Here is a 12746-nt window from a genome sequence, read left to right on the forward strand (position 1 = left end):
CAGGAGCGGTCACGCCGGCTGCCAGAGCTCGACCCGGTTGCCGTCCGGATCGGTGACCCAGCCGAACCGGCCGACGCCGTCCATGTCCTGCGTCTGCGGGTCCACCCGGGCACCGAGGGCGCGCAGCTGCTCGAGCATCGCGTCCAGGTCGCGTACGCGGAAGCCGAGCATCGTGCGCTGAGTCGGGTCTCCGAGGTACTCGGTGTCCGTCGGGAACGCCGCGACGACCGTCGGGCCGTCGTCCTGGTGCCACACCCCGTACGGGCCGAGGTCCATGCCGAGCGCGTCGCGGTACCACGCGAGCAGCGCGTCGGGGTCCGCCGACCGGACGAAGCAGCCACCGATCCCGAGGACGCGTTCCATCGGGCCATCGTGCCAGCGACCCGGTCCGTCGTCGCCGGGCGAGCATCACGGCGTAACGCCGATAATGCACATTATGTCAGCCCGGCTCAGACGGCCGGACGAGGAGCGGCCGCCCGGATCCCCCGTCAGATGGACGGCGCTAGATGAACAGGGCCGCGTTCGACTCGGACGCGTCGCCCAGGAACGTGGCGACGCCACCGAGCTCGACGCCGTCGACGAGGTCGTCCACCGCGATGCCCAGCAGGTCCATCGTCATCGTGCAGCCGACCAGGCGGACGCCCGACGCCTGCGCCGAGGCGATGAGCTCCGGCAGCGTCGCGACCTGGTGGTCACGCATGACCTTCTTCATCAGCCACGTCCCCGCCCCCAGCATGTGGAGGTTCGACAGCTTCAGGCGGTCGGCGCCCCGCGGCATCATCGCGGCGAACATGCGGTCGAGCACGGTCCGCTCGCGTCGGGGCGGGTCCTGGCGGCGCAGCGAGCTGAGCCCCCAGAACGTGAAGAACATCGACACGTCGTCCCCCATCGCGGCCGCCCCGTTGGCGAGGATGAACGCGGCGAGGACCTTGTCGAGCTCGCCGGAGAACACGACGAACGACTTCTTGTCGCGCGCGGGGCGTCGGGCAGGGACGTCGCCGGGTGCACCGCCCTTGCGGATGCGGGCGGCGTATCCCGGTCCCTCGGGCGTGAGGTCCAGCACCGTGTGGCCGTTGCGGGCGGCCCACGCGGGTGCGTCGAGCCGGAACCCCGCGTCCGAGACGTGCACCAGGAGCTCGTCGCCGGGTGACAGCGTCGTCATGCGCTCCTGGAGCTTCATGATCGGGCCGGGACAGGCCAGGCCGGTGCAGTCGAGGTCCACGAGCGTGCCGGTGCCCTCGGCGGGCGCGCCGGTGGGCGCGGCGTAGGAGATGACCGGCGCGGGCGTGTCGACCTCGCTCGGCGTCACGTCGTGGAACGCGCGGAACGTCGCCATACCTCCCGAGAGGGTGCGCACGTCCGTGAAGCCGCGCTGCACCAGGATCCGGAACGCGAGGTAGCTCCGGAAGCCCACGGCGCAGTAGAGCCGCAGCGGTGTCCCCCGCTCCCAGCCCTCCTGCTCCTGACGGAGCTGCTCGAGAGGCACGTTCTCGGCACCGGGCAGATGCCACAGCGCGAACTCGTCGGGCCCGCGCACGTCGATGATCCGCGCGCCCTGCGTCGCGTCCGGGTAGTCGCTCGCGTGCCAGAGCTCCAGGTCGCCGCGCAGCGTGTTCGCAGCGACGAAGCCCGCCATGTTCACGGGGTCCTTGGCCGAGCCGAACGGCGGTGCGTACGCGAGCTCGAGCCCTTCGAGGTCCTCGACGGTCATGCCCGCGCGCAGCGCGGTCGCGAGCACGTCGAGCCGCTTGTCGACGCCGTCGAAGCCGGCGATCTGTGCGCCGAGCAGCCTGCCGGTGTCGGGCGTGAACAGGATCTTGACGTGCATCATGGCCGTGCCCGGGTAGTACCCGGCGTGCCCGTGCGGGTGCGTGCTCACCGTACGGAACGGGATCCCGGCCGCGGTCAGCTGCCGCTCGGAGGCTCCCGTGCCCCCGGCCACCATGTCGAACACCCGCACGACCGACGTCCCCTGCGTGGACGAGTACGTGGTGTCGCGGCCGCAGACGTTCTCGGCCGCCACGCGGCCCTGCCGGTTGGCCGGTCCGGCCAGCGGGATCAGCCAGCTGCCCTCGAGAACCGTGTGCGGGACCTCGACGGCGTCTCCGGCGGCCCAGATGTGCGGGTCGGACGTCCGCATGTGGGCGTCCACACGGATGCCGCCGCGCGGCCCCAGCTCGAGCCCCGCGTCCACGGCGAGCCCGACCGCGGGCCGCACGCCCGCGGCGAGCACCACGAGGTCGGTGTCGATCGTGGAGCCGTCCCGCAGCTCGACCCGGACCCGCTCGTCGGGCAGCGCGGTGAACGCGGCGGCCGCGGTGCCGAGGTGCAGGCTCACGCCGTGGGCGCGCAGGTGGTTCTCGACGGTCGTCGTGAGCTCGCGGTCCATCGACGGCATGATCTGGTCGGCCATCTCGACGACCGCCACGGTGACGCCGCGGTGCTGCAGGTTCTCCGCCATCTCGAGGCCGACGTAGCCCGCGCCGATGACGACGGCGTGCCGGGCCCCGCCCTCGCGGCCCGCTCCCCCGGCGCCGTCGACGAGCCGCTTGATGGCGTCCATGTCGCCGATGCGCCGCAGCACGTGCACGGCCGGCAGGTCGACGCCGGGTACGGGCGGCCGCACGGGTTCGGCTCCCGGGGCGAGCACCAGGCGGTCGTAGGGCTCGTCGTATTCGGCGCCGGTCGCGAGGTCGCGCACCCGGACGGTCCGGGCCTCGCGGTCGATCGCGACGGCCTCGACCCCGGTGCGCACGTCGATGTCGAGCATCGCGCGCAGGGTCTGCGGGGTCTGCACCAGCAGGCGCGACCGGTCGGCGATGACCTCCCCCACGTGGTACGGCAGCCCGCAGTTGGCGTAGGACACGTGGTGCCCGCGTTCGAGCACCGTGATCTGCGCCGTCTCGTCGAGCCGCCGGATGCGGGCGGCTGCGGACATCCCGGCGGCGACGCCCCCGATGGCGACGACCTTCATGACTGCTCCGATCTTCCTGGACGTGCTGCTGGAGCCGACGCTAGGTGGGGTGCCGACGGGCGACGCGGGACGTAGGTCGCATACCCCCGGTGGTATCTGTGACGGCCGCGCGGCGCTCGGCGCCTACGATGGGCCGGGAGGCGTGCCGATGACGAACGACGGGGTCCGGGTGCTGCTCGTCGAGGACGACCGCGAGCTCGCGGGCATGCTCGAGGAGTTCCTGACGGACGAGGGCTACCGGGTCGACCTCGCGCGCGACGGCCAGCGTGGTCTGCACCTCGGCCTGACCCGGCCGTTCGACCTCCTGGTGCTCGACCGCGGCCTGCCGGCCCTCGAGGGCCTCGACCTGCTGACGCGGTTGCGGGCACGTGGCGTCACCGCCCCGGCACTCGTCCTGTCGGCGCTCGGCAACCCGGCCGACCGGGTCGCCGGGCTCGACGCCGGCGCCGAGGACTACATGGGCAAGCCGTTCGACCTCGACGAGCTCGCGGCGCGCCTGCGAGCGCTGCACCGACGCGCGGCCGGTCCGGTGCCCACGGGCGTCCTGCACCTCGGGTCGCGCGAGCTGGACGTCCGCGGGCGGCGGGTCACGGGCCCCGACGGCACGGCGGTCGACCTGTCCGAGCGCGAGTGCTCGCTGCTCGCGCTGCTGGCGACCCGCCCACGGCAGGTGTTCTCGCGCACGGACATCCTCGCCCACGTGTTCGACGGCGTCGACGACGAGGGCGTCGTCGACACGTACGTCTACTACCTGCGCCGCAAGCTCGGCCGGTCGGCGGTCGCGACGGTGCGCGGGCTCGGGTACCGGCTGGGTGACGCGTGAGCGGGCTGACGCCGGCCGAGCAGACCCGCCTGCGGCGCACGGCCGCCGTGCTCGGGTGGCAGACCGCGGCCCTGGTGCTCGCGAGCGTCGTGCTGGTCGCGGCGGTCGTACTGGCCGTCGTCACGACGACGCAGGCTCGTGCGGGTGAGGACCGGCTGCGCTCGGCCGTCCGGACCGCCGACGACGTGCGGGACGCACCCGCCGGCGTGTGGCTCGCGATCGACGGCCCGCGCGGACTCGAGGTGTCCGACGGCATGCCCTCCCCCCTCCCGGACGTGGCGGCGCTGCGTGCGGCGGCAGTCACGGGGACCGAGCAGTGGTCGCGCGTGGCGGACGACGACGGGTCCTTCGTCGTGCTCACGGCGCCTGCGCGGCACGGCGTGACGCAGGCGGTGCTGGACCCGCGTCCCGCGCACGAGGAGACCGAGCGGCTCGTGGCCGCGCTCGGTGTCGCGGGCGCTGCGGGGGTGCTGCTCGCGGGGCTCGGCGGCGCGTGGCTCGGCCGGCGTGCGGTGCGGCCCACCGTCGAGGCGCTCGCGCTGCAGCGGCGGTTCGTCGCCGACGCGAGCCACGAGCTGCGCACTCCCCTGACGCTGCTGACGACCCGCGTGCAGCTGCTCCGGCGCCGCCTGCAGGGCGAGGGGGTGCTCGCGCGCGACTCACGCGTCCCGGAGGCGGTCGACGGCGTGCTGGCGGACGCCCGCGCGCTGACCGCGATCCTCGAGGACATGCTCGTCGCGGCCGACACGCGCGCTCCCGAGACCGAGCCGACCGACCTGGACGCCCTCGTGCGCGGGGTGGTCGACGCCGCTGCCGCCGCCGCCGAGGAACGCGGCGTGGCGTTGGTCCACCTCGGGACTGCCGGGACCGGGCCGGTCGCCGAGGTCTCCCCCACGTCCGTGCGGCGCGCCGTCACGGCTCTCGTCGACAACGCGCTCGACCATGCGGCCACGACCGTCGAGGTCACGACCCGCGCGACCGGAGGATCGGTGACGGTCGAGGTCGGTGACGACGGGCCCGGCCTGCCGGCGGGCGGCTCCCTCGACGTGTTCGAGCGGTTCGCGTCGCGGCGCGTGCGCAGCGACGACGGCGCGCGCCACTACGGCCTGGGGTTGGCCCTCGTCGCCGAGGTCGCCGCGCAGCACGGCGGTGCCGTCGACGCCGGTCCCCGTGCCGACGGGCGGCCCGGCACGACCGTCACGCTCACGCTCCCGGCGACGGCGCCGCGCGCGCGGCGGTGACGAGCCGGCCGTCGGGTCGCACGCCGAACGCGTCGCGGGCGCCGTGGTCGAGTGCCCATGCGACGCCGTCCGGCCCGAGCGCGAGCACGCTCGTCGCGAGCACGTCCGCGGTCGTGAGGTCGTCCGCGACGACGGTGGCCGCCAGGAGCCCGGTCGCCGGGCGACCCGTGCGGCCGTCCCACACGTGGCTGCCCCGCTCGTACACGCCCGACGTCGCGACGGCGCCGTCACCCAGCTCGACCACCGCGAGCATGCGCCGCGGGTCGTGCGGGTCCCGCACCCCGGTCCGCCAGCCGCGCCCGGGCTCGGGGGCCCCGCGGGTGACGACGTCTCCCCCGGCGTTCAGGCAGAACGCGCCGCAGCCGGCGGCCGTGAGCGCGTCGGCCGCCCGCTGGGCCGCCCAGCCCTTGACCACGCCGTTCGTGTCGAGGGACCCGTCCGGCGCCCGCACGTCGAACGCGCCGCCGCTGTCGGCCGACGCGCGCTCCGCGATCGCGAGCACCTCGCGCAGGTCCGACGAGGGCGCGCACTCGCCCCGCTCGAACCGGCGCAGCTCGCTGTCCGCCAGGAACGGGCTGAACCGTGCCTCGGCCTCGCGCAGCAGCGCGAACGCGTCCGCGGCCGCACGCGCCGCGACATCGGGCGCGGTCGCTCGGACGTCGAGCGAGAAGACCGTGCCCATGACGTGCTCGCTCACCCGCACCGGTCAGCCCCGCTGGTCGAGGATCGACTGGACCGACTCGCGGTAGCCCTCGGAGGTGTACGTCGCGCCGGACACGGTGTCGATGGACGCGGACTGCGCGGCGAGGACCTCGCGAGCCAGCAGCGGGGTCGCCCTGGCCGAGATCTGTGCGCTCTCGGGGTGCGAGCTCGGGGCCTGCAGCGTGCGTACGTCGACGAGGCGGGACCCCGTGAACGTCACCTGGACCTGCACGGGCCCGTACCGGGTCTGCGCGACGGACCCGACGACCGTGACGGTCTCGGCCTGCGGTGTTCCGGTCTGGGGGTCCGCCGGGTCGGTCGCCGACGTGCCGGACCGGTCCGTCCCCGTACCCGGCGCGACCGACGCCGAGCCGGGTACGCCGACGACGGACGGCGCCGCTCCCCCGATGCTCCCGCTGGACGCGCCAGCGGCCGTGGCGGGCGCCTCGGCCTGCGCCAGCGGGCCGAACCGCGCGAACGCGACAGTCCCGATGGTCGCCAGCGTCCCCGTGTAGATCAGCGTCCCGCGCCAGCGTGCTGCACTCATGCCAGGCTCAGCTCCTCGTGGTGGATGGCTCGCCGCGGGACGCCCAGCGTCCGTGCGACGTCGACGACCGCGGCCGTCATGGACTCGGGACCGCACACGAACACGTCGCGTCCGGCGATGTCGGGGACCGCAGCGGCGAGGTGCTCGCGGTCCAGCGGGTCGTACCCGAGCCGGGCGCGGCGTCCCGGGAGCGCCAGGTAGCGCAGGCCCGGCACGCCCGTCAGCTCACGGCCGAGCGCGAGCCCGGCGACGTCGTGCGCGCGGTGCACGACCTGGACGTCGTGCCCGCGCGCGACCAGCTCCTGCGCGAGCGCGCGGATCGGGCCGATCCCCGCGCCGCCCGCGACGAGGAGCGACCGGTGGCCGCGCGCCGCGTCCGCCGTGAACCGCCCGAACGGACCCTCGACGAGCACGCGCGTCCCGGTCCGCAGCCGCGCCACGTCGGCGGAGTGGTCACCGAGCGCCGCGACCGTGACCCGCAGCCGGTGCGCGGTCGGCACCATCGACAGCGAGTACGGGTGCGCCGTGGTCAGGTGCCCGCGCACGAGGAACCGCAGCAGCACGAACTGCCCGCCACGCGCCTCCAGCTCGTCGACCGCGCGGCCCTGCAGCCACACGCTCACGACCCCGGGCGCCTCCGGCACCACGTGCTCGACGCGCAGGAGCATCCGGCGGTGCGCGAGCAGCGGCACGAGGACCCGCCACGTGAGCAGCGCGGCCGCGGTCGCGACGTAGAGCGCGGTCCACACCGCGCGCGCCACGGGGTCGGCGACGAAGTGCGCGCCGGCGGCGATCTGGTGGCCGAACGTCAGGTAGATGCCGACGTAGACCGACAGGTGCACGACGAACCATGCCTCGTACGACAGCACGCGGCGTGCGAGCCTCGCGCTGGTCGCACCGACGAGCACGAACAGCCCGGTGCCGACGAACGCGCTGACCATCTCGGGCTGCGTCGTCAGGATCGAGACGGCCTCGCCCCACGGCGTCTGCCGGTCGAGCAGCGCCCCGCCCACGACCATGAGGGCGACGTGCGTGAGGACCAGCAGCACGACGCTCGTCCCGAGGGACCGGTGCCACGCGACGAGACGGTCGAAGCCGACGGCGCGCTCGAACCAGGGCACGCGGCCGATGAGCAGGAGCTGCGCACACACCAGGAACGCCGCCAGGAGGCCCGCCAGCTCCCCCGCGCCGGTGGCCGCGCCCCCGGGCGTGGCGCCCGCCGCCGCGGGCGTCCCGCTCCACCAGAAGGCGACGACGAGGAGGCAGCCGGCCACCAGCGCACCGCGCACGACCGCGCCGCCCGGTGCGGCGCTACGCGGGACGGGTCGTGGGAGGCGGGCGGACGCGGTGGGGGGTCGTCCCTCGAGGACCGTGCTCATGGGAACGATCGTGACGACCGATTCTCAGAGCGTTCTCGGAAGCAGGCGGTGCCGTGCAGGTCAGCGGTGGCGAGGGAGCTTGAGGACGTAGCGCTCCTCGGTGACGTCCGGGTCTCGCGGCAGCGCCATCCGCTCGCCGGTGCGAGCGAACCCCGCGCGCACGTACAGGTCGCCGGCGGCGTTGTTGCCGTCCACGAGCCAGAGCGACAGTGTCCGGGCCTTGTCGGCGATCGCGGCCTGCCGGACCGTGTCGAGCAGCGCCCACCCGATGCCGCGCCGGCGCGCCTCCGGCGCGACCCACAGGCTCACGATGTGCCGGTCGTCCGTGGGCGAACCCGGTTCCAGGAGCATCGAGACGAGCCCGCGGGTCAGCCCGTCGGCATCGACCGCGAGCCACGTCGGCACGGTGCGGGTGCGCATGCGCCAGTGCTTCTCCTTGAACCGCTCCTCGCGCTCGAGCGACGAGCCGAAGACGCCCGGGTCCTCGCGGAGAGCGCGCAGCCGGATCTCACGCACTCGCGCCCAGTCGTCCTCAGTTGCCAGCGTGATCTGCACGTTCACAGGATGCCGTACGAACCGGCTCTCACTGGCCACCGCCGTGCCCGAGCGGGTCGGGCACGGCCCGCGCGACGTCCGCGACCTCCTCCTCCGGGCGGGGCGGGATGGTCTCGTCCTGCTCGAGGAGCGGGATCTCGTCGGCGTGGGGCGGCAGGTCAGGGTGCGTGCCGGTCATGACGTCACCTCCGGGGTGAGCGAGCTCGAGGGACTCCCCCGCGGTGAGCACGACGAGCTCGCTGTCGCGCACCAGACGGCCGACGAGGGTGTGCAGCAGGCCGAGACCACGGTCGTTGAGGAGTCCGTCGTGGATCGGCACGATGCGCCTGGCCCCGATGTCACGCGCCCGGTCGACGGCGTCCGTCAGGCTGAACCACGGGCCGGAGATCGGCAGGAGGAGCACGTCGGGCGCGTCGGTGGGCTGTACGTGCGCGTCGCCGGGGTGCAGCACGCCTGCGACGAGGTAGGCGACGTTCGGGATGCGCGGGATGTCCGGGTGGATGACGGCGTGCCACGCCCCCAGGACCCGCACCTGGAAGCCCGCGGCCTCCACATGGTCCCCGCCGCTCACGACGTGCAGCCGCTCCTGCGGGGCACCTGCATCGCGCAGCAGCGCGACGACAGGCGCGGGGCCCCACAGCGGGACGCCACCGCGGACCGCGTCCGCGACGGTCTCGACCGCGAGGTGGTCCGCGTGCTCGTGGGTCACGAGGATCGCCTGGGCGCCCGCGAGGGCGTCGTCGAGGCGGGAGAACGCGCCCGGGTCGACGACGAGGTGGCGCCTCTCGTCGTCGAACCGCACGCAGGAGTGCCCCCACCGGGTCAGGCGCAGTGTCATGGGGCGATTCTGCGCGCCCACCAGCGCGGACGCACGCCGCCGCGCCCGACTTCCTCCCGGTCCGCCCGGTTCGTGCCCGCTGGACACGGTCTCCCCGGGCGCGCCGCAGCCGATACGGTTGCCAGGTGCTCGTGCTCGGTGTGTGCAGCCTCAAGGGTGGCGTCGGCAAGACGTCCGTGACGCTCGGCCTGGCCTCCGCGGCCCTCGAACGAGGGCTGCGCACCCTCGTCGTCGACATGGACCCGCAGGGCGACTGCTCCATGTCGCTCGGCGCGCGCGCCGAGGGCGGCGACGTGTCCGACGTGCTCGACGCCCCGAACGCCGAGACGGTGCGGTCCGCGACCGTGGCGAGCTCGTGGGCCGAGGACGGTCTCGACGTGCTCGTCGGCTCGGAGCGCAACGCCAAGCACGACCGCCTCGGCGACGACGACCTCGACCGGCTGCGGTTCGCGCTGTCGTGGGTCCAGGACTACGACCTGGTCCTGGTCGACTGCCCGCCGTCGCTCGGCTCGCTCACGCGCACGGGCCTGACCGCGTGCGACCGTGCCATGGTCGTCACGGAGCCCGGGCTGTTCGCCGTGATGGCCGTCGGCCGCGCGATGCGCACGATCGACGAGCTGCGGCGCGGGCCGGCGCCGCAGCTGCAGCCGCTCGGCATCACCGTGAACCGCGTGCGGGCGCGCTCGCTCGAGCAGGCGTACCGCCTCGAGGAGCTCGGCTCGCTGTACGGGCCCCTTCTGCTGGCGCCCTCGGTGCCCGAACGGGCGGCGCTGCAGCAGGCGCAGGGTGCCGCGCAGCCCGTGCACGCGTGGCCCGGCCAGGCCGCCGCCGAGCTGTCGGGCATCTTCGACGCGCTCCTGGACCGCGCGCTGCGCGCGCCGCGTCGCTAGCACCGCTCCCCGCCTGTCGAGCGCCCGGCCACGACGAACGGCCGGGCACGACGAAGGCCCGGGTCGCAAGGACCGCGGGCCTTCGTGGACGTCGGGTGGTGCCGGGGCTCAGCCCGCGGTACGTGCGCGCCGGCGCAGCGCCAGCTCGTCGTGCACGTCCTGGCCGGTGGGCGCGGGGGTCTCCTCCTCGGCGCGCTCCGTCGGGAGCTCGGCGAGCGAGCCCTCCACCTCACGCCACACGCGGCCGACCGCGATGCCGAAGACACCCTGCCCGCCCTGGACCAGGTCGATGACCTCGTCCGCCGACGTGCACTCGTAGACCGAGGCGCCGTCGGACATGAGCGTGATCTGGGCCAGGTCGTCGACACCGCGCTCACGCAGATGCCCGACCGCGGTACGGATCTGCTGCAGCGAGACGCCCGTGTCGAGCAGGCGCTTGACCACCTTGAGCACCAGGATGTCGCGGAACGAGTAGAGCCGCTGCGTGCCCGAGCCGGTGGCCGGGCGGACGGAGGGCTCCACGAGGCCCGTGCGGGCCCAGTAGTCCAGCTGCCGGTACGTGATGCCCGCGGCGCGGCACGCGGTGGGGCCGCGGTAGCCGGTCGCGTCGTCCAGGTCCGGCAGGTCGTCGTCGAACAGGAGGCCCTGCGCGCGCTGCGGGACGATCGTCACGTCCTCCGCATTCTCGTTGGCCACGCTTCCTCCAGTCGTCGTACGGTCGTGCGATCGCCCGACCGCCTGAGGGCAACGCTAGGGACCCCGACCCCCGGACGCAACGACACGCGGGGCGTGTCGCGGCGGGCGTGTCTGAAGTTCAACCTCAACGTGAAGGTTGACCTCCGGATCACCTCTCCCCGGGCTCGTCGCCCGTCTCGAAGTCCTCCGGCGTCACCTGGTCCAGGAACTCCCGGAACCGCTCGACGTCGTCGTCCGGGCTGTCCTCGTGCTGCACCTCGACACCCGCGACCGCGACCACCTCGGCCGAGCACAGGACCGGGATGCCGAACCGCAGCGCCACCGCGATCGCGTCCGAGGCGCGCGAGTCGACCCGCGCACCGTTGCCCAGCAGCAGCTCGGCGTAGAAGACGCCGTCCTCGAGCCGGGTGATCGCCGCGCGCTGCACCTGGTCACCCTCCGCGAGGATCACGTCCCGCAGCAGGTCGTGCGTCATCGGACGCGGCGGCACGACACCCGCCTGGGCGGCCGCGATGGCACCCGCCTCGTGCGGGCCGACGAGGATCGGCACGACGAGCTCGGAGTCCGGGTCCAGGAGCAGCACGACGTTCTCGTCCACGGTCGGGTGCCGTCGCACCCCGACCACCTCGACGACGACGAGATCCGGGTCCACAGGGTCCACGCTACGTCGCCCGCCGCCGCTTCGCGCCGGACGCGCGACGAACGCGTGAGCCCGCGTCCTGCGCGGCCGGGCGGGCCGCCGTCACGGCAGGAGGTCGGCCACCGACGAGCGCACGAGCGCCGTGTGCATCCGCGCGCACAGCTCCCCGAGCTCCGCCGCGATCGTCGCCGCACGCGCGCGCGCGGAGGCGTTGCGCTGGCCCTTCCACGGCGCCACCGCCTGCTCGACGAGGTCCGCCTGCCGCTCCGCGGCCGCGCGGAACTGCCGCAGGTGCCGCACGTCGATGCCGTGCTCGGCGAGCGCCGCGGCGGTCACCACGACCTCGCGCGCCCACGGCTCGAACCCGCCGCCGGGGCCGGGCGTCAGCACGCCGGCCTCGACGAGCTCTGCCACCAGCGTCGCCTCGACCCCCGCGTCACGCGCGAGCGCGTCGGCGGACAGCCGCGCGTCCGGGCGCGTCAGGACGCCGTCGGCAGCCGCCAGGCGGGCCCGGGGGGTCGGCTCGTCCTCCTCGCCCGCGTCCAACGCGGCCAGGCGCTCGCCGATGACCTTGAGTGGCATGTAGCGGTCGCGCTGCTGGCGCAGCACGAAGCGCAGGCGCTCGACGTCCGCCGGCGAGTACTGCCGGTAGCCCGCCGGGGTACGCACCGGCTCCACGAGACCCTGCTCCTCGAGGAACCGCAGCTTCGAGGGAGTGACGGCCGGGAACTCGATCTGCAGCGCCTGCAGCACGTCCGAGATGCGCATGGCCGCCCGGCGCGAGATGCCCCGCGGCCAGGGCTCCTGCTCGCGGGACGCGGCGCTCTCGCCCGTCGCGTCGCCGGGCGCCGCGGCGTCGACGGACCCGACCTCGGCCGTCGAGGCGGCGACCCGCTCGGTGGCGGAGCGACGAGCGCTCGAGGTCCCGCTCACGGCCGGGTCCCCGTGCGCGTCATGCGTCCTCGCGGTGCGGGCTCGGGTGGAACGTCATGCGGTACTTGCCGATCTGCACCTCGTCACCCGAGCGCAGCGCCGCCGAGTCGATCCGCTGGCGGTTCACGTACGTACCGTTCAGCGAGCCGATGTCCCGCACGACGAAGTGCGAGCCCTCACGGACGAACTCCGCGTGCTTGCGCGAGACCGTCACGTCGTCGAGGAAGATGTCCGCCTGCGTCGACCTGCCCGCGACCGTGCGCTCCGCGTCCAGCAGGAACCGGGCGCCGGCGCTCGGACCCCGCTGCATCACGAGAAGCGCGGACGTCGGCGGCAGTGCCTGCACCGCGGACGACTCGTCGGGCGTCAGCCCGACCGGCGCGCCCTGCTCGATCTCGACCGGGCCGATCTGGCCGAAGTTGACGGTCGTCTCCGGGCCGGCGGCGTGCGTCGCCCGCTCGTCGTCGGTCATCAAGGCCTCCCGTGTCCGTCATCGGTTGTGTCGTCGAACCCACCGTCGGGTCGCGT

14 protein-coding genes are annotated in these 12746 nt (G+C 74.5%); 3 read left to right on the forward strand and 11 right to left on the reverse strand.

Annotated elements, in window-relative coordinates:
- Positions 1-9: 9 nt before the first annotated feature.
- Positions 10-363, reverse strand: a complete 354-nt coding sequence (locus CBP52_RS04605) for a VOC family protein (protein ID WP_094180016.1) — start codon at positions 361-363, stop codon at positions 10-12.
- Positions 364-502: 139 nt separating this feature from the next.
- Complete coding sequence (locus tag CBP52_RS04610; RefSeq protein ID WP_094180017.1) at positions 503-2974, reverse strand: FAD-dependent oxidoreductase; 2472 nt, start codon at positions 2972-2974, stop codon at positions 503-505.
- Between the two features lie 148 nt (positions 2975-3122).
- Here CBP52_RS04610 and CBP52_RS04615 point away from each other — a divergent pair, with 148 nt between their 5' ends.
- Both CBP52_RS04615 and CBP52_RS04620 read left to right on the forward strand, forming a co-directional pair.
- Positions 3123-3797: a response regulator transcription factor gene (locus CBP52_RS04615; RefSeq protein ID WP_198303526.1), complete on the forward strand. Its 675-nt coding sequence runs from the start codon at positions 3123-3125 to the stop codon at positions 3795-3797.
- Positions 3794-5038 (forward strand): sensor histidine kinase KdpD, encoded by a 1245-nt coding sequence (locus tag CBP52_RS04620; RefSeq protein ID WP_094180018.1) that lies wholly within the window; start codon positions 3794-3796, stop codon positions 5036-5038. The genes CBP52_RS04615 and CBP52_RS04620 overlap by 4 nt, the downstream gene beginning before the upstream one ends.
- Here CBP52_RS04620 and CBP52_RS04625 read toward each other — a convergent pair.
- Genes CBP52_RS04625 through CBP52_RS04645 form a run of 5 tightly spaced genes read right to left on the reverse strand, consistent with a single transcriptional unit; the run spans position 5001 to position 9059 of the window.
- Complete coding sequence (locus tag CBP52_RS04625; protein ID WP_232514655.1) at positions 5001-5735, reverse strand: FAD:protein FMN transferase; 735 nt, start codon at positions 5733-5735, stop codon at positions 5001-5003. The genes CBP52_RS04620 and CBP52_RS04625 overlap by 38 nt on opposite strands.
- 9 nt (positions 5736-5744) lie before the next feature.
- Complete coding sequence (locus CBP52_RS04630) at positions 5745-6287, reverse strand: FMN-binding protein (protein ID WP_094180019.1); 543 nt, start codon at positions 6285-6287, stop codon at positions 5745-5747.
- Positions 6284-7666, reverse strand: coding sequence for a ferric reductase-like transmembrane domain-containing protein (locus tag CBP52_RS04635; protein ID WP_094180020.1), 1383 nt, complete (start codon positions 7664-7666; stop codon positions 6284-6286). The genes CBP52_RS04630 and CBP52_RS04635 overlap by 4 nt, the downstream gene beginning before the upstream one ends.
- 60 nt (positions 7667-7726) lie before the next feature.
- Positions 7727-8221, reverse strand: coding sequence for a GNAT family N-acetyltransferase (locus CBP52_RS04640; RefSeq protein ID WP_094182152.1), 495 nt, complete (start codon positions 8219-8221; stop codon positions 7727-7729).
- Positions 8222-8249: 28 nt separating this feature from the next.
- The gene (locus CBP52_RS04645) at positions 8250-9059 is read right to left on the reverse strand and encodes an MBL fold metallo-hydrolase (RefSeq protein ID WP_094180021.1); all 810 of its coding nucleotides are present in this window, start codon (positions 9057-9059) and stop codon (positions 8250-8252) included.
- 125 nt (positions 9060-9184) lie between these two features.
- Here CBP52_RS04645 and CBP52_RS04650 point away from each other — a divergent pair, with 125 nt between their 5' ends.
- Complete coding sequence (locus CBP52_RS04650; RefSeq protein WP_094180022.1) at positions 9185-9949, forward strand: ParA family protein; 765 nt, start codon at positions 9185-9187, stop codon at positions 9947-9949.
- Positions 9950-10057: 108 nt separating this feature from the next.
- On the opposite strand, the gene CBP52_RS04655 is transcribed toward CBP52_RS04650, so the two are convergent.
- The 4 genes from CBP52_RS04655 to CBP52_RS04670 all read right to left on the reverse strand — a co-directional run bounded on the left by CBP52_RS04655 (position 10058) and on the right by CBP52_RS04670 (position 12690).
- Positions 10058-10645, reverse strand: coding sequence for a MerR family transcriptional regulator (locus CBP52_RS04655; RefSeq protein WP_094180023.1), 588 nt, complete (start codon positions 10643-10645; stop codon positions 10058-10060).
- Between the two features lie 148 nt (positions 10646-10793).
- Complete coding sequence (locus tag CBP52_RS04660) at positions 10794-11297, reverse strand: bifunctional nuclease family protein (protein ID WP_094180024.1); 504 nt, start codon at positions 11295-11297, stop codon at positions 10794-10796.
- A gap of 90 nt (positions 11298-11387) precedes the next feature.
- The gene (locus tag CBP52_RS04665) at positions 11388-12071 is read right to left on the reverse strand and encodes a MerR family transcriptional regulator (RefSeq protein ID WP_232514755.1); all 684 of its coding nucleotides are present in this window, start codon (positions 12069-12071) and stop codon (positions 11388-11390) included.
- A 166-nt stretch (positions 12072-12237) separates the two neighbouring features.
- Positions 12238-12690 carry an FHA domain-containing protein gene (locus tag CBP52_RS04670; RefSeq protein WP_094180025.1) on the reverse strand — a complete coding sequence of 151 codons (453 nt, stop codon included), beginning with the start codon at positions 12688-12690 and terminating at the stop codon, positions 12238-12240.
- Positions 12691-12746: the final 56 nt, after the last annotated feature.

This window comes from Cellulomonas sp. PSBB021, from assembly GCF_002240455.1.
Lineage (GTDB): Bacteria > Actinomycetota > Actinomycetes > Actinomycetales > Cellulomonadaceae > Cellulomonas > Cellulomonas uda.

Coding starts and splice junctions, on each gene's coding strand:
- CBP52_RS04605 (WP_094180016.1), bottom strand. CDS start 363: ATGGAACGCGTCCTCGGGATCGGTGGCTGCTTCGTCCGGTCGGCGGAC.
- CBP52_RS04610 (WP_094180017.1), bottom strand. CDS start 2,974: ATGAAGGTCGTCGCCATCGGGGGCGTCGCCGCCGGGATGTCCGCAGCC.
- CBP52_RS04615 (WP_198303526.1), top strand. CDS start 3,123: ATGACGAACGACGGGGTCCGGGTGCTGCTCGTCGAGGACGACCGCGAG.
- CBP52_RS04630 (WP_094180019.1), bottom strand. CDS start 6,287: ATGAGTGCAGCACGCTGGCGCGGGACGCTGATCTACACGGGGACGCTG.
- CBP52_RS04635 (WP_094180020.1), bottom strand. CDS start 7,666: ATGAGCACGGTCCTCGAGGGACGACCCCCCACCGCGTCCGCCCGCCTC.
- CBP52_RS04645 (WP_094180021.1), bottom strand. CDS start 9,059: ATGACACTGCGCCTGACCCGGTGGGGGCACTCCTGCGTGCGGTTCGAC.
- CBP52_RS04670 (WP_094180025.1), bottom strand. CDS start 12,690: ATGACCGACGACGAGCGGGCGACGCACGCCGCCGGCCCGGAGACGACC.